The 25473-nt window shown below is 66.1% G+C and carries 24 protein-coding genes; 17 read left to right on the plus strand and 7 right to left on the minus strand.

Annotation, left to right across the window (positions count from 1 at the left end; translation table 11 throughout):
• The first annotated feature begins 91 nt into the window (after positions 1–91).
• The 3 genes from CFB34_RS08075 to CFB34_RS08085 all read left to right on the plus strand — a co-directional run bounded on the left by CFB34_RS08075 (position 92) and on the right by CFB34_RS08085 (position 3858).
• Complete coding sequence (locus tag CFB34_RS08075) at positions 92–1357, plus strand: ABC transporter permease (RefSeq protein WP_179243765.1); 1266 nt, start codon at positions 92–94, stop codon at positions 1355–1357.
• Between the two features lie 37 nt (positions 1358–1394).
• Complete coding sequence (locus CFB34_RS08080; RefSeq protein WP_089442952.1) at positions 1395–2231, plus strand: ABC transporter permease; 837 nt, start codon at positions 1395–1397, stop codon at positions 2229–2231.
• 208 nt (positions 2232–2439) lie between these two features.
• The gene (locus CFB34_RS08085) at positions 2440–3858 is read left to right on the plus strand and encodes an MFS transporter (RefSeq protein ID WP_089443372.1); all 1419 of its coding nucleotides are present in this window, start codon (positions 2440–2442) and stop codon (positions 3856–3858) included.
• Between the two features lie 104 nt (positions 3859–3962).
• On the opposite strand, the gene CFB34_RS08090 is transcribed toward CFB34_RS08085, so the two are convergent.
• On the minus strand, positions 3963–5696 hold the full coding sequence (locus CFB34_RS08090; RefSeq protein WP_089442951.1) for a S53 family peptidase: 1734 nt from the start codon (positions 5694–5696) through the stop codon (positions 3963–3965).
• A 645-nt stretch (positions 5697–6341) separates the two neighbouring features.
• On the opposite strand from CFB34_RS08090, the gene CFB34_RS08095 reads away from it, so the two are divergent.
• Genes CFB34_RS08095 through CFB34_RS08105 form a run of 3 tightly spaced genes read left to right on the plus strand, consistent with a single transcriptional unit; the run spans position 6342 to position 7530 of the window.
• Complete coding sequence (locus CFB34_RS08095; protein WP_089442950.1) at positions 6342–6665, plus strand: metalloregulator ArsR/SmtB family transcription factor; 324 nt, start codon at positions 6342–6344, stop codon at positions 6663–6665.
• The gene (locus CFB34_RS08100; protein ID WP_089442949.1) at positions 6665–7096 is read left to right on the plus strand and encodes an SRPBCC domain-containing protein; all 432 of its coding nucleotides are present in this window, start codon (positions 6665–6667) and stop codon (positions 7094–7096) included. The genes CFB34_RS08095 and CFB34_RS08100 overlap by 1 nt, the downstream gene beginning before the upstream one ends.
• Entirely contained in the window at positions 7093–7530 is a 438-nt protein-coding gene (locus CFB34_RS08105; RefSeq protein ID WP_089442948.1) for a DUF1801 domain-containing protein, read from the plus strand. The genes CFB34_RS08100 and CFB34_RS08105 overlap by 4 nt, the downstream gene beginning before the upstream one ends.
• 123 nt (positions 7531–7653) lie before the next feature.
• Here the strand turns inward: CFB34_RS08105 and acnA are convergent, their stop codons facing one another.
• From acnA to CFB34_RS08130, 5 genes are all read right to left on the minus strand, one after another.
• Positions 7654–10371 (minus strand): aconitate hydratase AcnA, encoded by a 2718-nt coding sequence (acnA, locus tag CFB34_RS08110; RefSeq protein ID WP_089442947.1) that lies wholly within the window; start codon positions 10369–10371, stop codon positions 7654–7656.
• Positions 10372–10423: 52 nt separating this feature from the next.
• Positions 10424–11875 (minus strand): bifunctional 2-methylcitrate dehydratase/aconitate hydratase, encoded by a 1452-nt coding sequence (locus CFB34_RS08115; RefSeq protein WP_089442946.1) that lies wholly within the window; start codon positions 11873–11875, stop codon positions 10424–10426.
• 22 nt (positions 11876–11897) lie between these two features.
• Positions 11898–12413 (minus strand): hypothetical protein, encoded by a 516-nt coding sequence (locus tag CFB34_RS08120; protein WP_089442945.1) that lies wholly within the window; start codon positions 12411–12413, stop codon positions 11898–11900.
• 232 nt (positions 12414–12645) lie between these two features.
• The gene (locus tag CFB34_RS08125; RefSeq protein WP_089442944.1) at positions 12646–13653 is read right to left on the minus strand and encodes an aldolase/citrate lyase family protein; all 1008 of its coding nucleotides are present in this window, start codon (positions 13651–13653) and stop codon (positions 12646–12648) included.
• A 184-nt stretch (positions 13654–13837) separates the two neighbouring features.
• Entirely contained in the window at positions 13838–14824 is a 987-nt protein-coding gene (locus CFB34_RS08130; protein ID WP_006479357.1) for a malate dehydrogenase, read from the minus strand.
• 288 nt (positions 14825–15112) lie between these two features.
• Here CFB34_RS08130 and CFB34_RS08135 point away from each other — a divergent pair, with 288 nt between their 5' ends.
• From CFB34_RS08135 to gltA, 7 genes are all read left to right on the plus strand, one after another.
• Positions 15113–15937: a GntR family transcriptional regulator gene (locus CFB34_RS08135; RefSeq protein WP_039358249.1), complete on the plus strand. Its 825-nt coding sequence runs from the start codon at positions 15113–15115 to the stop codon at positions 15935–15937.
• A 170-nt stretch (positions 15938–16107) separates the two neighbouring features.
• Positions 16108–16524 (plus strand): succinate dehydrogenase, cytochrome b556 subunit, encoded by a 417-nt coding sequence (sdhC, locus tag CFB34_RS08140; protein WP_034185792.1) that lies wholly within the window; start codon positions 16108–16110, stop codon positions 16522–16524.
• 4 nt (positions 16525–16528) lie between these two features.
• The gene (sdhD, locus tag CFB34_RS08145) at positions 16529–16897 is read left to right on the plus strand and encodes a succinate dehydrogenase, hydrophobic membrane anchor protein (RefSeq protein ID WP_011355745.1); all 369 of its coding nucleotides are present in this window, start codon (positions 16529–16531) and stop codon (positions 16895–16897) included.
• Positions 16898–16900: 3 nt separating this feature from the next.
• The gene (gene sdhA, locus CFB34_RS08150) at positions 16901–18676 is read left to right on the plus strand and encodes a succinate dehydrogenase flavoprotein subunit (protein WP_089442943.1); all 1776 of its coding nucleotides are present in this window, start codon (positions 16901–16903) and stop codon (positions 18674–18676) included.
• A gap of 21 nt (positions 18677–18697) precedes the next feature.
• Positions 18698–19399, plus strand: a complete 702-nt coding sequence (locus CFB34_RS08155) for a succinate dehydrogenase iron-sulfur subunit (RefSeq protein WP_011355743.1) — start codon at positions 18698–18700, stop codon at positions 19397–19399.
• A 7-nt stretch (positions 19400–19406) separates the two neighbouring features.
• The gene (locus CFB34_RS08160; protein WP_039358259.1) at positions 19407–19676 is read left to right on the plus strand and encodes a succinate dehydrogenase assembly factor 2; all 270 of its coding nucleotides are present in this window, start codon (positions 19407–19409) and stop codon (positions 19674–19676) included.
• Positions 19677–19742: 66 nt separating this feature from the next.
• The gene (gene gltA / locus CFB34_RS08165; protein WP_011355741.1) at positions 19743–21044 is read left to right on the plus strand and encodes a citrate synthase; all 1302 of its coding nucleotides are present in this window, start codon (positions 19743–19745) and stop codon (positions 21042–21044) included.
• A 90-nt stretch (positions 21045–21134) separates the two neighbouring features.
• Here gltA and CFB34_RS08170 read toward each other — a convergent pair whose 3' ends face one another.
• Positions 21135–22112 (minus strand): AraC family transcriptional regulator, encoded by a 978-nt coding sequence (locus tag CFB34_RS08170; RefSeq protein ID WP_089442942.1) that lies wholly within the window; start codon positions 22110–22112, stop codon positions 21135–21137.
• A gap of 72 nt (positions 22113–22184) precedes the next feature.
• On the opposite strand from CFB34_RS08170, the gene CFB34_RS08175 reads away from it, so the two are divergent.
• From CFB34_RS08175 to CFB34_RS08190, 4 genes are all read left to right on the plus strand, one after another.
• Positions 22185–22574: a VOC family protein gene (locus tag CFB34_RS08175; RefSeq protein ID WP_089442941.1), complete on the plus strand. Its 390-nt coding sequence runs from the start codon at positions 22185–22187 to the stop codon at positions 22572–22574.
• A gap of 110 nt (positions 22575–22684) precedes the next feature.
• Entirely contained in the window at positions 22685–23935 is a 1251-nt protein-coding gene (locus CFB34_RS08180) for a DUF1479 domain-containing protein (protein ID WP_089442940.1), read from the plus strand.
• Between the two features lie 209 nt (positions 23936–24144).
• Positions 24145–24903, plus strand: a complete 759-nt coding sequence (locus tag CFB34_RS08185) for an arginine deiminase family protein (RefSeq protein WP_089442939.1) — start codon at positions 24145–24147, stop codon at positions 24901–24903.
• Between the two features lie 98 nt (positions 24904–25001).
• Positions 25002–25466, plus strand: a complete 465-nt coding sequence (locus CFB34_RS08190; RefSeq protein WP_089442938.1) for an Lrp/AsnC family transcriptional regulator — start codon at positions 25002–25004, stop codon at positions 25464–25466.
• The last annotated feature ends 7 nt before the right edge of the window (positions 25467–25473 follow it).

Consider the following 25473-nt stretch of genomic DNA (forward strand, 5'->3'; position numbering starts at 1 on the left):
GCATCCTGATGCAACCGGCCGCGCGACGCGTCGATCGTGTCGCGCGGCCTTCCGCCGGATCGTGCCCGGCCGGAGAGAACCGTTGAATACGATGACGATCGCGCCTTCCTCGCCGTCGAACGCCGCGCTCAAGCGCGAGCTGAAGGCCGCCGAGGCCCGCAAGCGCACGATGGCACTGCTGCTGGTCGCGCCGCTCGCGATTTTCCTGCTGCTGATTTTCGTCGTGCCGATCGGCGCGCTGCTCACGCGCGCCGTGCAGAACCCCGAGATCGCCGCAGCACTGCCGAACACGGTCAGGGCGCTGTCGAGCTGGGACCGCAAGGCGCCGCCGGCCGACGCCGCGTATGTCGCACTCGCGGCCGACATGACGAAGGTGGCCGACAGCGAGGCGATGGGTGCGCTCGCGCGGCGGCTGAACACCGAGATTCCCGGCTATCGCTCGCTCGTCGCGAAGACGGCGCGCGCGATGCCGCTGAAGGGCGAGGGTGGGGCTGGCGACGCGGCACTGACGCCCGCGCAGACGCGCGACAAGCTGGTCGAGCTCGATTCGCGCTGGGGCGACGCCGCCTACTGGCAGGCGATCGCGAAGAACGGCAGCGCGTATTCGCCGTTCTACCTGCTCGCCGCGCTCGACCACAAGCAGGACGGCTTCGGCCACATCGTGCAGGCCGACCCCGACCAGTCGATCTATCTCGCGATCTTCGGCCGCACGTTCGTGATCGGCGCCGCCGTCACGCTGTTCGCGCTGCTGCTCGGCTATCCGCTCGCGTACTGGATCTCGACGCTGTCGGAGCGGCGCGCGAACCTCGTGATGATCCTCGTGCTGATTCCGTTCTGGACATCGGTGCTCGTGCGCGTTGCCGCGTGGATCGTGCTGCTGCAGAGCGAAGGGCTCATCAATACGGCGCTGATCGGCAGCGGGCTGATCTCGCATCCGCTGACGCTGCTGTTCAACCGCGTCGGCGTGTACATCTCGATGACGCACATCCTGCTGCCATTCATGATCCTGCCGCTGTACAGCGTGATGAAGTCGATCCCGCCGACCTACCAGCGCGCGGCCGTGTCGCTCGGCAGCCATCCGTTCGCCGCGTTCTGGCGCGTGTACGTGCCGCAGACCTACCCGGGCGTCGGCGCCGGCGCATTGCTCGTGTTCATTCTCGCGATCGGCTACTACATCACGCCCGCGCTGCTCGGCGGGCCGAACGACCAGATGGTCAGCTACTACGTTGCGTACTTCACGAACGTGACGATCAACTGGGGCATGGCGTGCGCGCTCGGCGGGCTGCTGCTCGCGGCGACGCTCGTGCTGTACGCGGTGTACGGGCGCTTCACTCGCACCAACGTGAGCCTCGGCTGAGCGCCGCGTGCAACGAAACGGGAAGGGGATTCGAACCATGAAACTCGCCAGGCCGCTGTTCGCGCCGCACATGTCGTTCGTCGAGCGCGCGTGGTACGTCGCATTGCGCGTGCTCGTCGTGCTGACGCTGCTGTACCTGATCCTGCCGGTGCTCGCGATCGTGCCGCTGTCGTTCTCGTCGAGCACGTTCCTCGTCTATCCGATCCCGGGCTTCTCGATGCGCTGGTACGAGAACCTGATCGCATCGGACGAGTGGCGGATGGCCGCGAAGAACAGCTTCATCGTCGCGCCGTCGGCGACCGTCGTCGCGACCGTGCTCGGCACGCTCGCCGCGAACGGCCTCACGAAGGCCGACTTCCGCGGCAAGGGGCTGCTGATGGCCGTGCTGCTGTCGCCGATGATCGTGCCGGTCGTCGTGGTCGGTGTCGGCATGTACCTGTTCTTCGCGCCGCTCGGGCTCGCGAACACCTACACGGGGCTGATCGCGGCGCACGCGGCGCTCGGCGTGCCGTTCGTCGTGACGACGGTGGCGGCAACCCTGCAGGGCTTCAACCAGAACCTCGTGCGCGCGAGCCTGTCGCTCGGCGCGAATCCGGTGTCGACGTTCTTCCGCGTGACGCTGCCGGTGATCGCACCGGGCGTGATGTCCGGCGCGCTGTTCGCGTTCGCGACGTCGTTCGACGAAGTCGTCGTCACGCTGTTCCTCGCGGGCGCCGACCAGACGACGCTGCCGCGCCAGATGTTCACCGGCATCCGCGAGAACATCAGCCCGACGATCGCTGCGCTCGCAACGATCCTGATCATCTTCTCGACGAGCCTGCTGCTGGCGCTCGAATGGCTGCGCGGTCGCAATGCGCGGCGCGCGGTGAGCTGACGCGGCGAGCCTGCGTGGCCGTGCATCCTGCGCGGCCACGCATTTGCTTTCATTTCGCTGACTGACGAGGCGGCCGCCTGCACGTTCGATGCGGCTCTGCAACAATACGGGGCGCGGCGGCGCGCGTTCCGTGCGGTGCGTCCGGAACGCCGCCGCGATTCCAATCCGCGACGCGGCGCAACGCGTCGCTCGTCAGCCGAGCCTCATCTTGTCCGAATTCGCTTCCCCCGCCGGCGCGCATGAGCCGGCCGTCAACTGGCGCGCGATGTCCGCCGTGCTGCTGGCCGTCGCGCTCGCGACGCTCGACACCGCGATCGCGAACACCGCGCTGCCCGCGATTGCCGCCGACCTGCATGCGTCGCCGGCCGCGTCCGTCTGGATCATCAACGCGTACCAGCTCGCGATGGTCGCGACGCTGCTGCCGTTCGCGTCGCTCGGCGACATCGTCGGCCACAAGCGCGTGTATATCGCCGGGCTCGCGGTGTTCACGGTGGCGTCGCTCGGCTGCTCGCTCGCGTCGACGCTGCCGATGCTGACGGCCGCGCGGATCGTGCAGGGCTTCGGTGCGAGCGCGATCATGAGCGTGAACGTCGCGCTGATCCGCGGCCTGTTTCCCGCGCACCGGCTCGGGCGCGGCGTCGGCTTCAACGCGCTCGTGGTCGGCGTGTCGTTCGCGGTGGGGCCGACCATCGCTTCGCTGATCCTGTCGGTCGCCGCATGGCCGTGGCTGTTCGCGGTGAACGTGCCGCTCGGCGTGTTCGCGCTTGCCGTGGCGATTCCGTCGCTGCCGCAGACGGCGCGCGGCAAGCATGCGTTCGATCCGGTCGCGGCGCTGTTCAACGTGATCACGTTTGCATCGCTGATCTTCGCGCTCGGCGAGTTCGCGCAGCGCGGGCCGTTTTCCATCGTGTTCGCGGCGGCCGCGGTCGCGCTCACCTTCGGCTGGCTGCTGATTCGCCGTCAGGCCGGGCACCCGGCGCCGATGCTGCCGGTCGACCTGTTTCGGCGGCCGGTGTTCACGCTGTCCGCGCTGACCGCGGTGTGCGCGTTCGCTGCACAGGGGCTCGCGTTCGTGTCGCTGCCGTTCTATTTCGAAACCGTCCTGCATCGCAATGCGGTCGAGACGGGCTTCCTGATGACGCCGTGGTCGGCGATCGTCGCGCTCGCCGCGCCGATCGCGGGGCGCTTGTCGGATCGCTATCCGCCGGGCCTGCTCGGCGCGATCGGTCTGGCGTTGCTGAGCGCGGGCATGGTGTCGCTCGCCGCGTTGCCGGCGGCGCCCGGCGTCATCGACATCGGCTGGCGGATGATGCTGTGCGGCGCGGGCTTCGGTTTCTTCCAGTCGCCGAACCTGAAGGCGCTGATGTCGAGCGCACCGCCCGAGCGCAGCGGCGGCGCGAGCGGGATCATCGCGACCGCGCGGCTGATCGGGCAGGCGACGGGCGCGGCGCTCGTCGCGCTGTCGTTCGGGATCGCGGGGCGCCACGGGCCGACGCTCGCGCTGATGCTCGGCGCGGGCTTCGCCGGGGCCGCGAGTGTCGCGAGCGGATTGCGGCTTTTTGCGCCGTCGCATCGGGCCGGTGTGCCGGCCGCGTCGGAGCGTGTGGGCGAGCAGGCGACGGAGTAGGGCGGCGCGGTTGCGGCGCAAGCCGATGGCCGAACGACGATCGCGGGAACGTCTCGAGCCGGCGCGCGGCCGACCACCGCCACGCGCCGGCGTTCACGCTTCGCTTAGAACCCGCCCGACTTGATCAGCTGGTTGAGGTTCGCGATGTTCAGGCTGCCGAAGCCGGTCGTGTAATCCCAGCCGGTGCCTGCGTTGTAGCCATACCCCTGATAGCCGTTGTTTCCCGACACCACGTCGTAGCGCACGAGCGACGGGTTCGACGGAATGTCGGCGTAGAACTTGCCGGCCGGGAAGCCGAGGCCCGTGCCGTTCGCTGCGAGCAGGCGCGCCCAGAGGCCGGTGAAGATCGGCGCGGCGAGGCTCGTGCCGCCGATCTGCTGCAACTGGCCGTAGTTGTAGATGTACGCGCCGGTGCTTTGCGCGGCGTCGAACGCGACATCCGGCAACTGGCGGTTGCTGCCCGACTGCCACGACGGCGCGGGCAGGATCGTGCTGACGCCGCCGCCCGTCGCCCACAGCTTGCCGTTGCCGTCGAGCCCTTCGTTCCACACCGTCTCGCTGGAGAACGCGCCCGACGACGTCGTGTAGAGCGTCGTGCCGCCGATCGCGAGCACGTGCGGCGACGATGCCGGCCACGACACCGTGTAGTTCGAGCCGTCCGGATAGCCGCGGTTGTTGCACTCGTACACGCCTTCGTCACCCGACGAAACGGAGAACGTCTGGCCTTGCGCCGCGGCAGTCGTGAAGATCTGTTCCTCGGCGTCGAGCGTGCCGTCCGCGCTCGCGTCGGTCTCGCACCAGCCGAGCGATACGTTGATCACCTTCGCGGTGTTGTCCGACACCGCGCGGTTGAACGCCTGCGTGAGGCCCGTGTTGCCGCTCGCATTGAGATCGGCCATGTAGAACACGAGCTTGCCGACCTGGCCGCCGGCCGAGCCGACGATCGACTGGCTGTCGAGATCCCATTCGCCCTGACCTTCCTGGTCATCGGTGTAGCTGCCGCCGGTGCCGTTCGTCTTGATGGTCTGCGTCGACACCGCGCCGTAGCCGTTGCTCGACGTGAACTGCTTCAGGTCCTGCAGCGTCTGCGACACGCCGCCGATCGTGATGATGCCGACGGTGACGCCGGCTGCGGTCGGCACGCCGGTTGCGTTGTAGAGGCCCGGGAATTCCTTCGGATAGTGGCCGGTCGCCGTGCCGGCTGCCAGCGCCTGCGGCTTCGACACGTTGCCGATGCGCAGCAGCGGCCGCGCGTGTGCAACGTTCTGCAGCCCGAGCACCGAGCCGACGACGTCGCCGAGCGCGCGCGGTACCTGCGCAGTCGACGTGTTCGCGAAGCCCGAGTGACCCGCGTAGTCGAAGTGCACGAGCGACGTGTTGAATGCGGTCTTCACCGTGGCGGCCGTGCCGCTGGCGGAGACCAGCAGGCGGTTCGGCGCGACCTCGACGTTCACGAAGCCGCTCTTGTGCAGATAGTCGACGACCGACTTGACCTGCGCATCGGTCGGCGCGTAGTTGGCGAGGAACTGCTCGTGCGTGAGGTACTGGCGGTAATGCGCGCTGCCGGGCCGGTTCACGTCGCGCGCCAGTTGCTTGAGCTGCGCGGCGTTGCGCAGTTTCAGGCTGACGACGACGTTGGTCGTTTCACCGCCTGCCAGTTCGAGCGACGGCGCCGCGCTGCGCGCCATCAACTGCGGGCCGGTCAGAAAGGCCTTCGTATGCGTATCGACCCAATCCGTCGTCGCATGCGCCGCGGCGGCGGCGAACACGAACGGTGCCACGCACGCGAGGCGGCGGGGCGACGGAAGGGGAAGGGCAAACCAGGTGTTCCTTTTCATCGGGAGTCCTTTTTTAGGAGAGGCGACGTTACTGGAACCCCCGGCCCTTGTGGGGCCGCGAGCGGTGACGAGCGTAGGGCGTCGGTGCCGTTCGGGTAGCTGCCATTTTCCATAGCTGTCAGTTCTGACATCGGCGCGGGTGCACGCCGGTGCTGCGTCATGCGCGCATGGGAATTGCGGCAGCGGCGAGCGGAACCGGTTCGCGATACGGCGGCGCAGCGGCGCGCGACGCTCGCGCGCACGAGTCGCTCGCCACGACGCCGGAACGTGCGCGATCGCGGAGCGAATCACCGTGTGAACGCATCGCGCGCGACCGGTCGTTGTCGCATGCCGCGTCGCACTATGTGGTCAAACGCCGCGACACGACAGGAACGGATTCGCGCGTGCACAAAATTGGGGTCGCTCGAGCGCAAACGTTTCCCGAACTGTGGAACGGTGCTTCCGGCAGTCTTGCGGGTGTCTTTCGGATCGCATGCGGCAATTGCGGATTAGAGGAAAGATTCGAATTCGGTGGCGTGGACGCCCCGGCGCGGCGGATAGCGGGCACGCGCAAGATCGCGTGGCGTCGTTCGCGAGATTCCGCCTTGACGTGCGTCGATCAGCGGATATGCTTCAATCCATAACCATCGGGTTATGGATTTGGGCATGCAGAACGCACACGACATGCTTTTCAGGACACTGGCTGATCCCACGCGCCGCGCGCTCTTCGAGCGGCTGTGCGCGGACGGCGAGCTGACGGTTGCCGCGCTGACGGCCCATGCGGGCGTCTCGCAGCCGGCCGTCTCGAAGCATCTGGGCGTCCTGAAGCAGGCCGGGCTCGTGAGCGACCGTCACGAAGGCCGGCAGACGCACTACAGCGCGCAGCCTCAAGCGCTGGCCCCGTTGATCGACTGGACGAGCCAGATGGCCGGCTTCTGGCAGACCCGGTTCGATGCCCTCGAAGATCTTCTGAAAAGGATGGACCCGTAATGAACCAGGCCACCACCGAAACGCGCTCCGTCGTCGTCGACCGGGAGCTGCCTCATCCGCCGGAGAAGATCTGGCGCGCGCTCACGCAGCCGCACCTGATCGAGGCGTGGCTGATGAAGAGCGACTTCGAGCCCGTCGCGGGCCGCGCCTTCAGCTTCCGTGCGGACTGGGGCTCGGTCGACTGCACCGTGCTGGCGATCGAACCGCCGCGCACGCTGTCCTACACGTGGGCCGCGTACGGCCTCGAAAGCGTCGTCACGTGGACGCTCACGCCAACGCCGCGCGGCACGCACCTGCGGATGGAACAGGTCGGCTTCCGTCACGACCAGGAGCAGGCGTACCGCGGTGCGCAGCACGGCTGGGCGCGCTTCTTCGACTCGCTCGAACAGGTGCTGGCTGGCCCCGACGAACGCACGGAGGCTCGCGCATGAGCACAGCGGATCTCACGCCGTCGGAGCGTATCGACGCGCTGATCGCCGGCATCGCCGACTGGCGCGGCAAGACCTTCGCCGACCTGCGCCAGACGATCCTCGACGCGCAAGCGGGCATCGTCGAGGAATGGAAATGGATGGGCAGCCCCGTATGGTCGTGCGACGGGATGATTGCGGTGGCGAACGCGCACAAGGGCAAGGTGAAACTGACCTTCATGCACGGCGCGCAGTTGCCCGATCCCGACAAGCTCTTTAACGACGGCCTCGACGGCAATGCGCGGCGTGCGATCGATTTCTTCGAAGGCGACAAGCTCGACAAGCGGGCACTGAAGAATCTGGTGCGCGCGGCGATCGACTACAACCGCACGCATCTGAAGAAGAACACCCGGCGAGCGGGCGCAGGCACGAAGGCGCGGGCCGACAAGGCGGCGTGACGCGCCGCACGACCGGTCAGGCGGCGTAGCGCGCAGGCAAAAAAAGCCCGACACGAGGTCGGGCATCCAAATCGGCCGCAACCGCCCGCGAGGCGGCTGCGGCACCTGCAAGGTGCAGGGCGCTTACGCTGCGAGCAGCGAGCGCAGCACGAACGGCAGGATCCCGCCGTGCTTGTAGTAGTCGACTTCGATCGGCGTATCGATGCGCAGCAGCACCGGCACGCGCTGCGATTCGCCGTTCTTGCGGTGGATCACGAGCGTGACGTCCTGTTGCGGCTTGAAGTCGTCGCCGAGGCCTTCGATGTCGTACGTTTCTTCACCGGTGATGCCGAGCGACTGGACGCTATCCGCGCCCTTGAACTGCAGCGGCAGCACGCCCATGCCGACCAGGTTCGAGCGGTGGATGCGCTCGAAGCTGCGTGCGATCACGGCCTTCACGCCGAGCAGTTGCGTGCCCTTCGCGGCCCAGTCGCGCGACGAGCCGGTGCCGTACTCTTCGCCCGCGAACACGACGGTCGGCGTGCCGGCTGCGACGTACTGCATCGCCGCGTCGTAAATCGACTGCTGCTCGCCACTCGGCTGGTGGATCGTCAGGCCGCCTTCGACGCGCGTGCCGTCTGCCTTCGCCGGGATCATCAGGTTCTTGATCCGGACGTTCGCGAACGTGCCGCGCATCATCACGTCGTGGTTGCCGCGGCGCGAGCCGTAGCTGTTGAAGTCGGCCTTCTGCACGCCGTTTTCCTTCAGCCACTTGCCTGCCGGCGAGTCTTCCTTGATCGAGCCTGCCGGGCTGATGTGGTCGGTCGTGACCGAGTCACCGAAGATGCCCAGTGCGCGCGCGCCCTTGACCGTCGGGATCGAGGCAGCCGGTTCCATCGAGAAGTCGTCGCCGAAGAACGGCGGTTCGGCGATGTACGTCGATTTCGGCCAGTCGTAGACCTGGCCCGATTCGCCCTCGATCTTGCTCCAGAGGTCGCCCTTCTTGGTCAGCTTCGAGTAGTTGTCCTCGAACTTCTTCGGGTCAAGCGCGAACTTCAGCAGCGCGTGGATTTCCTCGCTCGTCGGCCAGATGTCGCCGAGGTAGATGTCGCGGCCGCCCTTGCCCTTGCCGACCGGCTCGGTCATCAGGTCGCGCGTGATGTTGCCGGCGATCGCGTAGGCGACGACCAGCGGCGGCGACGCGAGGAAGTTCGCGCGGATGTTCGGGTGGATACGCGCTTCGAAGTTACGGTTGCCCGACAGCACGGCTGCCGCGACGATGTCGTTCTTCGTGATCGCTTCGTTCAGCTCCGGCGTGAGGTCGCCCGCGTTGCCGATACAGGTCGTGCAGCCGTAGGCCGCGACTTCGAAGCCGAGCTTCGACAGGTAGGGCAGCAGGCCCGTCTTCGTCAGGTACTCGGTGACGATGCGCGATCCCGGCGCGAGCGAGGTCTTGATCTTCGGATCGACCGTGAGGCCGGCCTCGACCGCCTTCTTCGCGAGCAGGCCGGCGGCCAGCAGCACGCTCGGGTTCGACGTGTTGGTGCACGACGTGATCGCGGCGATCAGGATGTCGCCGTTCTTCACGTCGACGCCGTTGCTCGTCGTGTATTGCGCGGCCAGGTCTTCCGCCTTCTTCGCGAAGCCGTTTTCCGCGACCGGCTTCGAGAACAGGTCGGTGAACGTCGACTTGACGTGGCCGATCTCGATGCGGTCCTGCGGGCGCTTCGGGCCGGCCAGCGACGGCGCGACCGTCGTCAGATCCAGCGTGACGACCTTCGTGTAGTCGATGTCGCCGGCCTTCGGGATGCCGAACAGCTTCTGCGCCTTGAAGTAGTTTTCGAACGCGGCGATTTCGGCCTTCGTGCGGCCCGTGCCTTCGAAGTACTCGATCGTCTTTTCGTCGACCGGGAAGAAGCCCATCGTCGCGCCGTATTCCGGCGCCATGTTGCCGATCGTCGCGCGGTCCGGCAGCGACAGCGACTTCGTGCCTTCGCCGAAGAACTCGACGAACTTGCCGACGACCTTCTCCTTGCGCAGCATTTCGGTGATCGTCAGCACCAGGTCGGTGGCCGTCACGCCTTCGCGCAGCTTGCCCTTCAGCTCGACGCCGACGACGTCCGGCGTCAGGAAGTACACCGGCTGGCCGAGCATGCCGGCTTCAGCCTCGATGCCGCCCACGCCCCAGCCGACCACGCCGATGCCGTTGATCATCGTCGTGTGGCTGTCGGTGCCGACGAGGGTGTCCGGGTAGTACACGGTGTCGCCGCCGTCCGCCTTCTTGTGGACGCCGCGCGCGAGGTATTCCAGGTTCACCTGGTGGACGATGCCGACGCCCGGCGGCACGACCTTGAACGTGTCGAATGCCTGCATGCCCCACTTCATGAACTGGTAGCGCTCGTTGTTGCGCTGGAATTCCAGTTTCATGTTCAGGTCGAGCGCGTCCTTCTGGCGGAAGTAGTCGATCTGCACCGAGTGATCGACGACGAGATCGACCGGGACCAGCGGCTCGATCTTCTTCGGATTCTTGCCGGTACGCTCCGCGACGCCGCGCATGGCCGCGATGTCGGCGAGCAGCGGCACGCCCGTGAAATCCTGCAGCACGACGCGCGACACCACGAACGGAATCTCGTCGACGCGCTTGTCGTTCGGCTTCCAGTTCGCGAGCTGCTGGATGTGCTCTTCGGTGATCTTCTTGCCGTCGTAGTTGCGCAGCACGGACTCGAGCACGATACGGATCGACACCGGCAGGCGTTCGATCTTCGTCTTCAGTTCCTTGCCGAGCTGCGGCAGCGAGTAGAACTTGCCTTTGCCGGAACCGCTGTCGAATTCCTTGAGGGTCTTGTGGAGATTGTGGGCCATGGTGATTTTCCTGGGTTTAAGGCTAGGAAACTACGTGTCCTGTAAATGACGGCTATATCACGTACAGATCGACGTACTCATCGACCGGCATCGCTTCGAGCTTTGCCTGGTCCAGCGACACGTCGAGAATCGCTTGTTGCTGCTTGGCCGGGAAGCGGCGGGCAAGGTTGGTCCTGAACTTCTCGACCAGGAGCGGGATGCCTTCGGCCCGGCGCCGCCGGTGGCCGAGCGGATATTCGACCGCCACCTCGGCAAGCTTCGATCCGTCCTTGAACTCGATCGTCAGTGCATTCGCGATCGAGCGCTTGTCCGGGTCGTGGTAATCCTGCGTGAACTGCGGATCCTCGACGCACACGGTCTTCGCGCGCAGCGCGTCGATGCGGGGATCGGCGGCGGCCGAATCTTCGTAGTCGGCCGCGGTCAGCCGGCCGAACAGCAGCGGCACGGCGACCATGTACTGGATGCAGTGGTCGCGGTCGGCCGGATTGGCGAGCGGGCCCTGCTTGTCGATGATGCGGATCGCGGCCGCGTGCGTGCGGATCGTGATCCGGCTGATGTCGTCGGTCGTGCGGCCCGCGGCGGCGAGCTGCGCGTGCAGCTGCAGCGCGGCCTCGGCAGCCGTTTGCGCGTGGAATTCAGCGGGAAACGCGATCTTGAACAGCACGTTTTCCATCACGTACGTGCCGTACGGGCGCTGGAAGCGGAACGGCTTGCCGTCGAACAGCACGTCGTAGAAGCCCCAGGTCCTGGCGGTGAGCGCCGACGGGTAGCCCATTTCACCCGTTTTCGCGATCAGCGCGAGGCGCACCGCGCGGGAGGTTGCGTCGCCGGCCGCCCATGACTTGCGCGAACCCGTGTTCGGCGCATGGCGGTAGGTGCGCAGCGCGTGGCCGTCGACGAACGCGTTGGACACCGCGTTGATCAGCTCGTCGCGCGTGAGCCCGAGCAGCCGGCCGACGACGGCCGTCGATGCGACCTTCACGAGCAGCACGTGGTCGAGCCCGACTGCATTGAACGAATTCTCGAGCGCGAGGCAGCCCTGGATCTCGTGGGCCTGGATCATCGCGACCAGCACGTCGCGCATCGTGAGCGGCTTGCGGCCGGCCGCGCGGGCCGTGCGGGAAAGCCAGTCGGCCGTCGCCAGGATCCCGCCGAGATTGTCGGACGGATGACCCCATTCGGCGGCGAGCCAGGTGTCGTTGAAGTCCAGCCAGCGGATCATCGCGCCGATGCCGAAGGCGGCCTGGACGGGATCGAGCTGGAAGGACGTGCCGGGCACCTTCGCGCCGTTCGGTACGATCGTGCCGGGCACGACGGGGCCGAGCAGCTTGGTGCAGGCAGGGTAGGAGAGCGCCTCGAGTCCGCATCCGAGCGTGTCGATCAGGCAATGACGCGCCGTCTCCAGCGCGAGCGCGCTGTCGATGCCGGTATTCAGCACGTAGTCGACGATATCGACGAGTACCGTATCCGGAGCAGGGCGGACGTTGGAGACCGGGGCGGACATCGAGGGGCCGATGGGAACGCGCTTAGTTCGTTGCCGGCTTCAGCTCGTTCGACTGCGTCGGTGCCGGCGTGCCTTGCGCCATTTCCGGCGTCACGCATTCGTCCGCGAGGCGTTCGCCGCCGTTCGCGTCGGAGAACAGCATCGCCTTGGTCGGAATCACGACCAGCTTGAAGCCGGCGGCCGGATCGTAGAACGTGTCGGCGCCCGTCGTCGTGGCCTGACGCGGCAGCTTGTAGTTCTTCTTCGCCCAGTGAACCGTGACGACCTGGTCGCGCTTCATGTCACCGGCGAGGTCGAACGACAGACCTTCCTTGCAGGACCACTTGACTGCACCGTCCGGTACCGGATCGACCTTCGCTGCGGCACGTGCCTGTGCCTTCTTGCTGCGCGGGATGATGCGCTTGGCCGGCGCCGGGCGCTTGGCCGCTGCCTTCTTCGCGGTCGTCGTGGTCGTACCCTGGGCAAACGCGCTCGGAGCCGACACCAGCATCGTGGCGGACAAGGCGCCGATGGCGGTAGCGATCAGGAGTTTCTTCATGGAGTCAGAACCTTTCGATAATCAGTTGACAAGGGCCGGCAATCTGCGCCGCCGGCCGGTTTGAAACTGCACGCGCCCCGAAAGCGCGCAGCGGCCGCTATTTTCACCTATTTGGCCGCGTGTATATCAGGTTTTCGGGCTCCGTTACGTTTTTTGTCGTTTCGCAAACCTCTATCCGGTTCGCGCGTCGTCGAATGCATGAAACTCGTGTATCGGCGCGGGCAGTACGCGCTTACGGCGCGCCGCCCGCGGCGGCCGGGCCGAACAGCGGCGCGGCCTCGACCGGCACCGGCTGGCCGGTGGCCCGTGCGCGGCGCAGCACCGACCAGTAATAGCGGTAACTCGCGCGATCGTGCAGCGTATCACCGTGGCGCGTCGGGCCCCAGTCGGCGGCCTGCGCGGCCAGCAGGATCTCGGCGGCCAGCGCGACTTCGTCGGTGCGCGGCGCGAATGCGTCGACGATCGGGCGGATCTGCGCGGGATGAATGCTCCACATCCGCGTGAACGCGAATTCGTCGCGCGCGCGGCGTGCATCGGCGGCGACGACGCTCATGTCGCGCACCTCGGTCGTCACGTTGTGCGACGGCGTCTTGCCGTGCGCGTGGCAGGCCGCGGCGATTTCCAGCTTCGCGCGGCGCACGAGCGGGTGCTCGAACTGGCCGGGCGAGCGCATTGCGGAATCGGGAATCGCGCCGTGGTGCGCGGAGACGAAATCCATCAGCCCGAAGCTCAGCGTGCCGACCGTCGGCAGCGCGGCGAGGGCGGCCGCCTGCGCGAGCGCGCCGTGCGTCTCGACCAGCACGTCGACCGGAATCGGCTGTGCGATGCCGAGCTCGCGGCGCGTGCCTTCGATGAACGCGGTCATTTCGGCGGCATCGGCGGCGCTGGCGATCTTCGGGAGCGTGATGTAGGCGGGTGCACGCGATGCGCGCAGCACGATGCGGACGTCGTCGCGCCAGTGCGGGTGGGAAAAGTCGTGGATGCGGACGCCGACGCGGCCGAAGCGGTTCTCGTCGCTGCCGAGGATGTCGGTGACGAGTGCCGCGTGCGCGGCTTCCTGGCCGACGGCGGCGCCGTCTTCGCAGTCGAGCGTGATGTCGAACACGGGGCCCAGCTCGGCCTGCAGCGCGAGCGACTTGCGCATCAGCTTTTCGCTGCCCGCGTAGTGATCACAGCAGGGCAGGATCGCGGGCGGGGACGCCCCGTCGTACAGCACTTGTGCGGGAGTGAGCGCGGCCATCTCGTCTACGTCAGGGAAGCGGGTCAACGTGGAGAAAATCGGATTCGGACGCGTTCTGGGCGGGGGCGCGGCAAGCGCGGGGCGGCAAAACGTGCGCGGATCGGATCGGTCGGCCGGGCCGGCGGCTTGCCGGCCCGGGCCGAAACCGGGCTGCCCGAGGGCCGCCCGGCGAGGTGCTTGATGCTTAGTTCTTCAGCAGGTGGGCGACGCCATCGCGCTCTTCGAGCAGCTCGGCCAGCGTGCCGTCCATCTTCTCGCGCGAGAACGCGTCGATTTCCAGGCCTTCGACGCGCTTGTATTCGCCGTTTTCGCAGGTGACCGGCACGCCGTAGATGATGTCTTCGGGGATGCCGTACGAGCCGTCCGACGGGATGCCCATCGTGACCCACTTGCCGTTCGTGCCGAGGACCCAGTCACGCACGTGGTCGATCGCTGCGTTCGCTGCCGACGCTGCCGACGACAGGCCGCGCGCTTCGATGATCGCCGCGCCGCGCTTGCCGACGGTCGGGATGAACGTGTCGCGGTTCCACACGTCGTCGTTGATCAGCTTCAGCAGCGATTCGCCTTCGGCGGTCGCGAAGCGGAAGTCGGGGTACATCGTCGGCGAGTGGTTGCCCCACACGGCGAGCTTCTCGATCGATGCGACCGGCTTGCCCGACTTCGCTGCGAGCTGCGACAGCGCGCGGTTGTGGTCGAGGCGCAGCATCGCCGTGAAGTTCTTCTTCGGCAGATCCGGTGCCGACTTCATCGCGATGTAGGCGTTCGTGTTCGCCGGGTTGCCGACGACCAGCACCTTCACGTCGCGGCTCGCGACTTCGTTCAGCGCAGCACCCTGAACCGTGAAGATTTCGGCGTTTGCCGACAGCAGGTCCTTGCGCTCCATGCCCTTCGAGCGCGGACGTGCGCCGACCAGCAGTGCGACGTCGGCATCCTTGAATGCGACCTTCGGATCGTCGGTGATCACGACGCCCGCGAGCAGCGGGAACGCGCAATCGTCGAGTTCCATCACGACGCCCTTGACGGCGCCTTGGGCTTGCGGGAGGTCGAGCAGTTGCAGGATGACCGGCTGGTCCTTGCCGAGCAGGTCGCCGTTCGCGATGCGGAACAGCAGGGAGTAAGCGATTTGACCTGCGGCGCCGGTGACGGCAACACGCTTTGCGGGCTTAGCCATTGAAAATCTCCAGGACGGGTAAAGCGTTGGACACTCGCGAAAACGCCATTCTATGCGCGTTGTGCGGAGTGTTGCATTGAAGCAGGGCGGAGGACTCGCGATGGCAGACGCGGTGAACCTGGAGACGGCCGTGGCACGTAGCCGGGGACGCGCTTTTGCACCCGCGAACCCTTGCTCGACCCGGAGTGTAGGAGCCGTCCGGCTCAAAGTCAAACGGTATCATATGTCTTATATAAGACAGATGTTTTGCGGAAATTGAGTGGACTTAAAAGTGCGGTTTGTGATGAAATGCGCGCCATGACATCGAACCAGGCGAATACCGCGAATCAGACCGGCGCAGGCGGCCCAGGGCAGCCGGGCGCGAGCGATCCCGCACCTTCGCCTGCGGCGGCTCCGTCGCCGACGTTCAGCCCGTTATACCAGCAGATTAAGTCATTAATCACGCAAAGTCTCGAAACCGGCGAGTGGAAGCCCGGTGAGATCATCCCGAGCGAGGTGGAGCTGGCGGCCCGTTACAAGGTCAGCCAGGGCACCGTCCGCAAGGCGATCGACGAGTTGGCCGCCGAAAACCTCGTGGTCCGGCGGCAGGGCAAGGGCACTTTTGTTGCAACGCACAATGAAGATCGCGCGCAGTTCCGCTTCCTGCGGCTGCTGGCCGACGACGGTGCCGAGCATCCGCACGTGAGCCGCCTGCTCGAATGCCGTCGCCTGCGCGCGCCGGCCGAGATCGCGCGGCAGCTCGACCTGAAGCCGGCCGATCCGGTCGTGCAGGTGCGCCGCCTGCTGGAGTTCGAGAACGAAGTGACGGTGCTCGACGAGATCTGGCTGCCGGGCGCGATGTTCCGCGGGCTCACGTTCGAGCGGCTGAGCGAGTACAAGGGGCCGCTCTACGCGATGTTCGAGACGGAGTTCGGCACGCGGATGATCCGCGCGACGGAAAAGATCCGCGCGGTCGCGGCGGAGCCGGCGGTGGCCGACCTGCTGCACGTGCCGGCAGGTTTCCCTTTGCTGTCGGTCGAGCGCGTGTCCTATACATACGGAGACCGACCGGTGGAAGTGCGTCGCGGCTGGTATGTCACGACCGGGTACTACTATCAGAATGACTTGAGTTGACGGTGTATCGGCTCAAGCCGAGTGCGTTCGCGTTCCCCACGTTCGCGAAGCACGTTTCGGGCCGCCTTTGTTCTTGTTCGCGCAACTATCCAGAGCAGACTTTCGCTGCAGCGCGATATAAAAAGGCGCTAAAATCGCGGATTAGTGTGACAACATAGTAGGGGTCTAGCATGACTGATGCAGTAAGAAAGCCGAGGCCGGAATACCGGAACATCGGATTCGGCGATATCACGATGAAATATCGCATGCCGCTGGCAGCGATATTGTCGATTCTCCACCGAGTCAGCGGCGCGCTGCTGTTCTTGTTCCTGCCGTTCCTGCTGTTCCTCTTCGACCAGAGCCTCACGTCCGAGCTCAGCTTCGAAGTCTTCAAGGCTTTCCTCTCCAACATCATCGTCAAGCTGATCGTCCTCGCACTGTCGTGGGCCTTCTTCCACCATTTCTGCGCCGGCATTCGCCACCTGCTGATGGACGTCAACCACGACGCCGTCACGAAGGAAGGCGGCAAGCGGACGGCAGTCGTCGTCTTTGTCGTCTCGATCGCGCTGACGATCGCCATGGCACTCAAACTGTTCGGAGCATTCTAAGAAAATGGCAGCCAATAACCGAATCGGCTCGAAGCGCCTCGTCGTCGGCGCTCACTACGGCTTGCGTGACTGGCTCGCGCAGCGTATCACCGCCACGATCATGGCGGTCTACACGGTCATCCTGCTCGTCCTGTTCTTCGGCGCGCACGATTTCTCGTACGAAGGCTGGGCATCGATCTTCGCCGCGCAATGGATGAAGCTCGCGACCTTCGTGATGCTGCTTTCCCTCTTCTACCACGCATGGGTCGGCGTGCGCGACATCTGGATGGACTACGTGAAGCCCGTCGGTGTGCGCCTGCTGCTGCAATCGCTGACCATCGTCTGGCTGCTCGCATGTGCGGGCTACGCCGCGCAGATTCTCTGGAGAGTGTAAAGAATGGCTGCAATCAAAACTAATCTCCCGCGCCGCAAGTTCGATGTGGTGATCGTCGGCGCGGGCGGCTCCGGCTTGCGCGCAGCGCTGCAACTGTCGCGCGCGGGCCTGTCGGTCGGCGTGCTGTCGAAGGTGTTCCCGACCCGTTCGCACACGGTGGCCGCGCAGGGCGGTATCGGTGCGTCGCTCGGCAACATGAGCGAAGACAACTGGCACTTCCACTTCTACGACACGATCAAGGGCTCCGACTGGCTCGGCGACCAGGACGCGATCGAATTCATGTGCCGTGAAGCGCCGAACGTCGTGTACGAACTCGAACACTTCGGCATGCCGTTCGACCGTAACGCGGACGGCACGATCTACCAGCGCCCGTTCGGCGGCCACACCGCGAACTACGGCGAGAAGCCGGTCCAGCGCGCCTGCGCGGCCGCCGACCGTACCGGTCACGCGCTGCTGCACACGCTGTACCAGCAGAACGTCGAAGCGAAGACGCAGTTCTTCGTCGAATGGATGGCGCTCGACCTGATCCGCGACGCGGAAGGCGACGTGCTCGGCGTGACGGCCCTCGAGATGGAGACGGGTGACGTCTACATCATGGAAGGCAAGACGACGCTGTTCGCGACGGGCGGCGCAGGCCGGATCTTCGCGGCATCGACCAACGCGTTCATCAACACCGGCGACGGCCTCGGCATGGCTGCGCGTTCGGGCATCGCGCTGCAGGACATGGAGTTCTGGCAGTTCCACCCGACCGGCGTGGCCGGCGCGGGCGTGCTGATCACCGAAGGCGTGCGCGGCGAAGGCGGTATCCTGCGCAACGCGAACGGCGAGCGCTTCATGGAGCGCTATGCGCCGACGCTGAAGGATCTGGCGCCGCGTGACTTCGTGTCGCGTTCGATGGACCAGGAAATCAAGGAAGGCCGCGGCGTGGGTCCGAACAAGGATCACGTGCTGCTCGACCTGTCGCACATCGGCGCCGAGACGATCATGAAGCGTCTGCCGTCGATCCGCGAAATCGCGCTGAAGTTCGCGAACGTCGACGCGATCAAGGAACCGATCCCGGTCGTCCCGACGATCCACTACCAGATGGGCGGCATCCCGACCAACATCCACGGCCAGGTCGTCGGCACGTCGCGCGGTCACAAGGATCCGGTCAACGGTTTCTACGCAGTGGGCGAATGCTCGTGCGTGTCCGTGCACGGCGCGAACCGCCTCGGCACGAACTCGCTGCTGGACCTCGTGGTGTTCGGCCGTGCGGCCGGCAACCACATCGTCGAGCACGTGAAGAACCAGAAGGAACACAAGCCGCTGCCGGCCGATGCAGGCGAATTCTCGCTGGCGCGCCTGGCGAAGCTCGACAAGTCGAGCTCGGGTGAATACACGCAGGACGTCGCGAACGACATCCGCTCGACGATGCAGAAGCACGCAGGCGTGTTCCGCACGTCGGAACTGCTGAAGGAAGGCGTCGACCAGATGGCCGGCCTGAAGGCACGCGTGGAAAACATCCACCTGAAGGACAAGTCGAAGGTGTTCAACACCGCGCGCGTCGAAGCGCTCGAGCTGGAGAACCTGATCGAAGTTGCTCGCGCAACGATGGTGTCGGCGGAAGCACGCAAGGAAAGCCGTGGCGCACACGCGCACAGCGACTACGAACACCGCGACGACGAGAACTGGCTGCGCCACACGCTGTGGTACAGCGACGGCGATCGCCTCGACTACAAGCCGGTTCAAATGAAGCCGCTGACGGTCGAATCCGTGCCGCCGAAGCCGCGCACGTTCTAAGCCGAGTCAAAGGAATCCGAAATGGCAAAACGCATTTTTGAAGTCTACCGCTACGATCCGGACAAGGACGCAGCGCCGCGCATGCAGACGTACGAGCTGGAGCTCGAGCACGAGCGCATGCTGCTCGACGCACTGGTCAAGCTGAAGGCCGTGGACGAGACGCTGTCGTTCCGCCGTTCGTGCCGTGAAGGCGTGTGCGGTTCGGACGCGATGAACATCAACGGCAAGAACGGTCTCGCGTGCCTGACGAACCTGAACGACCTGCCGCAGAAGATCGTGCTGCGTCCGCTGCCGGGCCTGCCCGTCGTGCGTGACCTGATCGTCGACATGACGCACTTCTTCAACCAGTACCACTCGATCAAGCCGTACCTGATCAACGACGCGCCGCCGCCGGAGAAGGAACGCCTCCAGTCTCCGGAAGAGCGCGACGAGCTCGACGGCGTGTACGAGTGCATTCTGTGCGCGAGCTGCTCGACGTCGTGCCCGAGCTTCTGGTGGAACCCGGACAAGTTCGTCGGCCCGGCCGGCCTGCTGCAGGCTTACCGCTTCATCGCGGACAGCCGCGACACGGCCACCGGCGAGCGTCTCGACAACCTGGAAGACCCGTACCGTCTGTTCCGTTGCCACACGATCATGAACTGCGTCGACGTTTGCCCGAAGGGCCTGAACCCGACGAAGGCGATCGGCAAGATCAAGGAACTGATGGTTCGGCGCGCTGTTTAAGGTCGAGATGAGCGATTCGCATCAATCCGACCCGCACCGTCGCGCACGCCTTCGCTGGCGTGCGCGGCGGGGTCTGCTGGAGAACGACATCATTTTCGAGCGTTTCTTCAGCAGATACGAGCATGACCTCACCGATGCAGACGTAGGCGCGTTGTCGCGCCTGCTCGATCTGAGCGACAACGACCTGATGGACTTGCTCCTCGCGCGCAAGGAACCAGAAGGCGACCTAGACAGCCCGGATATTCACCGGCTGTTGGAGATGCTGCGCAACGTGTAACGCCCAGGTGTAACACGCTGTGCCCGTTATCGAATCCCGTTTCTTTATTTCGATTGAGGATGTGCCATGACTCCGTCTGATGTTAAAGCCACGCTATCGTTCAGCGACAACTCGCCGAGCGTCGAACTGCCGATCTACAAGGGCACGATGGGCCCGGACGTGATCGACATCCGCAAGCTGTACGGCCAGACCGGCAAGTTCACGTACGACCCGGGCTTCATGTCGACGGCAGCTTGTAATTCGGCGATCACGTACATCGACGGCGACAAGGGCGAGCTGCTGTACCGCGGCTACCCGATCGACAACCTCGCGCAAAACGCGGACTTCCTCGAAAGCTGCTACCTGCTGCTGAAGGGCGAACTGCCGAACGCAGCGCAAAAGAAGGAATTCGTCGACACCGTCACGAAGCACACGATGGTGCACGAGCAGATGCACTTCTTCTTCCGTGGCTTCCGTCGCGACGCGCACCCGATGGCGATCCTGGTCGCTGCAGTCGGCGCGCTGTCGGCGTTCTACCACGACTCGCTCGACATCAACGATCCGCGTCACCGTGAAGTGTCGGCGATCCGCATGATCGCGAAGCTGCCGACGCTCGTCGCGATGGCGTACAAGTACAGCATCGGCCAGCCGTTCGTGTATCCGAAGAACTCGCTGTCGTACAGCGCGAACTTCATGCACATGATGTTCTCGAACCCGTGCGAAGAGTACAAGGTCAACGACGTACTCGTCCGCGCACTCGACCGTATCCTGATCCTGCACGCCGACCACGAGCAGAACGCATCGACGTCGACCGTCCGCCTGGCCGGCTCGTCGGGCGCGAACCCGTTCGCGTGTATCGCTGCCGGTATCGCCTGTCTGTGGGGCCCGGCGCACGGTGGTGCGAACGAAGCCGCGCTGAACATGCTCGAGCAGATCGGTTCGCCGGACAACATCCCCGAATTCATCAAGCAGGTGAAGGACAAGAATTCGGGCGTGAAGCTGATGGGCTTCGGTCACCGCGTGTACAAGAACTACGACCCGCGTGCGAAGCTGATGCGCGAAACGTGCTACGAAGTGCTGAACGAACTGGGCCTGCACGACGACCCCCTGTTCAAGCTCGCGATGCAGCTCGAGAAGATCGCGCTGGAAGACGAATACTTCGTGTCGCGCAAGCTGTACCCGAACGTCGACTTCTACTCGGGCATCGTCCAGCGCGCGCTGGGCATCCCGACGTCGATGTTCACGTGTATCTTCGCGATGGCACGTACGGTCGGCTGGATCGCACAGTGGAACGAAATGATCGGCGATCCGGAACAGAAGATCGGCCGTCCGCGCCAGCTGTTCATCGGCGATACGCCGCGCGAAGCGAAGCCGCTCAACGCACGTTAAGTCGTGCGCGGCGCGAACGGCCGGCAGGCCGCTCGCGTCGGGCGATCGCAACGCCACGACACCCCGACGGGTCATCCCGTCGGGGTGTTTTCATTTGGGCGGCCGCGGTTCGCTCCGACCCGCGTGGCGTTCCAGCGACGGCGGCCGCGTGTCGAGTGCGGGCGCGTCGTGATCGGGCGCGTGGCCGTGCTGCACGAAGAACTGCCGGTATGCGCCCGGCGTCATCCCGCGTGCGGCGAGGAACTGGCGGTTGAAGTTCGCGGCATTCGGAATGCCGCAGCGCGCGGCCACGGTCGCGATCGGCCAGTCGGTGCCGACGAGATGACGGCACGCGTGCGCGAGCCGCAACCGCTGCACGTAGCGGCCGACGCTTTCGCCGAGATGCCGGACGAACAGGCGCTGCAACGTGCGTTCGGACATGTGCGCGGTGGCGGCGAGTGCGTCGATGCGTAACGGCTCGTGGAAGTGCCGGTCGATCGCGTCGAGCACGCGGTCGAGGCGTTCCGCTTCGGGGGCGGCTGCGTCGGTTTGGCGTGTCGTGCCGTCGGTGCGCTCGTACGCGTGCGCGGTGGCAAGCGGTTCGCCGCCGGCTTCCGCGAGATCGACGAGCGTGTCGAGCGCGGCGGCGAGCCGTGTGCGCGGCGACGGATCGAGCAACTGCGGCAGCCGTGCGCGCATCGCGCGGGCCGCGTCCGTGTCGAAGCGCAGGCCCGGTGCGGCACGCCGCAGCAGTGAGCGCAGCGGCGCGTATTCGGGGCAACAGTCGGCCAGACGCCGTGCCCAGTCGCCGTCGAACCAGATGACGAGCGCGACTTCAGGCGCATCGCGATCGATGCGTGCATTCGACGACCACGTATGCGGCAGGTTGGGCGGCACGAGCACCAGGTCGTCGTCCGCGTAGTGCGCGACGTGATCGCCGATGAAGCGCCGGCCGCGGCTGTTGAGCGTCAGCGTCAGTTCGTACTCGGGATGGCGATGCCATTCGAACGGGATGCGCGCGAGCTGGCGGTGATAGACGCGGATCGAACAGCCGGGGGCGAACGTAACGTGCTCGTACTGCGGTTTCATTGCGGCCTCCGGGGGAGCGCCGGCATCGCGCCGTGGCATGATCGTGAGCGATCGTCACGACGGAGCGATGCCATGTTTTCACATGTTTGCGTGGGGGTGGCCGACACCGCGCGCGCCTACGATTTCTACGCGCCGCTGTTCGCGGAACTCGGGCTGCGCCTGAAATTCCGCGAGCCGGACGGCTGGTCGGGCTGGATGCCGGCCGACACCGACCGGCCGCTGTTCTTCTTCGGCCACCCGCTCGACGGCCGCGCGCCCGAGCCGGGCAACGGCCACACGATCGCGTTCGTTGCGCCGACCCGCGCGCACGTCGATCGCTGCCACGCGCTCGCGCTACGCCACGGCGGCACTTGCGAAGGGCCGCCGGGCCTGCGGCCGGACTATCACCGCGACTACTACGGCGCCTATTTCCGCGATCCGGACGGCAACAAGCTGTGCGTGGTCTGTCATCGTCCGGCGTGACGCCCGGTTGTCAGGATTGTATCGATAGTTGGCCGGATAGTGGTAATCGCGACCGCGCGCCGGCCGTACGCTGACAGCACATCACCACACCTGTCAGCGAGGAGACCACGATGCAACTGACGATTGACGACCTGCCTGCCGCGATTCGCGACGCGAAAAGGGCGCTGCGCGCCGACCTGCCCGGTTATGCGGCCACGTTCCGCGAACTGGAGGGCGATATTGCGCGGCAGGTCGACGCGATTCGGCATGCGCATGCGCATGGCCATGACGTGATTCCGGTGGTGCCGTTTGCGGACATCGTGAGAGGGAGCGTCGATCCGCATGCGGTTGCCGCGATCCGCACGCATGGCGCGGTCGTGATCCGTGGCGTATTCGATGCGCAGCAGGCGCGCGACTGGAACGACGATATCGGTGCCTACCTGGACGCGAACCGCTTCACCGACCGGCTACACGCACGTGCCGAGGACCGCTATTTCGGCAATCTCGCGTCGGGCAAGCCGCAGATCTACGGCGTCTACTGGTCGAAGCCGCAGGTGGCTGCGCGCCAGTCGCCGGCCCTGACCCAGGCGCGCGTGTTCCTGAACCGGCTCTGGCGGCACGCGGACGGCGGCCGCACGCACTTCGATCCCGACCAGGTGCCGGCCTATGCGGACCGGATTCGTCGCCGCCCGCCCGGCTCGACGTCGCTCGGGCTGTCGCCGCATGTCGACGGCGGTTCCGTCGAACGCTGGCTCGGCGCGAATTTCCGCAAGGTCTACCGTCACGTGCTGGCCGGCCGCTGGCGCGATTACGACCCGTACGATGCGGCGTTCCGTCCCGACGTCGAGGAGATTCCGTCGCCGGCCGTGTGCTCGATGTTCCGCACGTTCCAGGGCTGGACCGCACTGACGCCGCAGGGGCCCGGCGACGGCACGCTGCAGTTGATCCCGGTGGCGAACGCGATGGCCTACGTCGTGCTGCGTGCGCTGCAGGACGACGTGGCCGACGACGACCTGTGCGGCGCGCGCCCGGGCCGCGCGCTGTCGATCCGGCCCGAATGGCACGCGCTGCTGCTCGACGCGCTGGTGCCGATCCCGCACATGGAGCCGGGCGATGCGGTGTTCTGGCACGGCGACGTCGTGCATGCGGTCGAGGATGCGCACCGCGGCAGCGGCGACAGCAACGTGATGTACATCGCGGCCGCGCCCGGTTGCGCGAAGAACGACGCGTACCTGCAGCGCCAGCACGCTGCGTTCCTGCGCGGCGAGAGCCCGCCCGATTTCCCGGCCGATCATTTCGAGGTCGAATTCGACGGACGGGGCGGGGAGGGCGATCTCACGGCGCTCGGCCGTTCGCAGATGGGGTTCGGGGCGGGCGTGTAGCAAGCATCCCGCATAAGAAGGCGGCGGCTCGCCGGGCGGCGCACGGCGGGCTGCCGAATCGGCTGCGCGCCGCGCGCAATTCGACGTAATCGGCTGCCGGCGCAGCCGAAATCGACGCGAATTGCGCAATTTGGCTTCCGATAATGGTCCGGACACAACGCAGCCGCCCCGTGTGAAGCACGGGTGCGGCGCTGACCATGGAGGAGTCGATGCAATTCACGCAAGCGATCGTTCGCCGCCCCGCACCGTCCTGTGGCGCGGGCCTGACCACCGCCGAGCTCGGCGCGCCCGATTACGACAAGACGCTCACCCAGTTCCACGCTTACTGCGAAGCACTGCGCACGCTCGGCGTCGCGCTGACCGAACTGCCGCCGCTGGAGGCATTCCCCGATTCGCACTTCGTCGAGGACACCGCGGTCGTGACGCCGGAATTCGCGGTGATCACGCGCCCCGGTGCGCCGGCGCGGCGGGGCGAGACGGTGCACATCGAAGCGGCGCTGGCCGCGCATCGCGACCTGCTGCCGATGCAGGACGGCCGGCTCGACGGCGGTGACGTGATGCAGGTCGGCAAGCGCTTCTACATCGGCCTGACGGGCCGCACCGACGCCGAAGGCATCGCCGCGTTCGAGTCGCTCGTGTCGCGCTACGGCTACTCGGTCGTCGCGGTGCCGGTGGGCGCCGGCCTGCATCTCAAGTCGGTCGTCAACGCGCTCGGCGACGACACGCTGCTCGTCACCGAATCGCTGGCCGCGCATCCGGCCTTCGCCGACTATCGCCGGATCGCGATCTCGGCCGCCGACGAATACGCGGGCAACACGCTGCGCGTGAACGGCACGCTGATCACCCCGGCCGGCTACCCGCGCGTGCACGACAAGATCGCGTCGCTCGGGCTGCCGCTGCACGTGATCGATACGAGCGAATTCCGCAAGATGGACGGCGGCCTGACCTGCCTGTCGCTGCGGTTCTAGCCGATTGGCGCGCGGCCGCTTCGGCCGGATAATGTGGCCCCCGCGCGGAACCGGAGACGTTCCGCGCACCAGCCACGACCCGACCGGAGCGAACGCGGATGACCGACAAGAAGATGCAGCTCGACAAGATCGATCTCCGGATCCTCGACATCCTGCGCACCGACGGGCGAATTTCCTACCGGAAGCTGTCCGAACTCGTGAACCTCACGCCGCGGCCGTGCCAGGCGCGCGTGGAGCGGCTCGAGGCGCTTGGGGTGATCGAAGGGTACCGCGCGGTGATCAAGGCGCCGCGCGCGACCAAGCCGATCGTCGTGATCGCGCAGATCACGCTGGCCGACCACGGGCGTTCGCAGGCGCCGTTCGAGGACGAAATGCGGGCGAATCCGGCCGTGCTCGATTGCTGGCTCGTCAGCGGCACGTTCGATTTTCTCGTGCGGCTCGCGTGCGAGGATCTCGACGAGTACCGGCGGATCGCGAACCTGTGGCTGGAAAGCTCGCGGTTCCGGATCGAGAAGATCGTGACGACGGCCGAACTGCAGGCGATCAAGCGCAGCGTCGTGTGATGCGGCC

The sequence above is a fragment of the Burkholderia sp. HI4860 genome (assembly GCF_002223045.2).
Classification (GTDB): Bacteria; Pseudomonadota; Gammaproteobacteria; order Burkholderiales; family Burkholderiaceae; genus Burkholderia.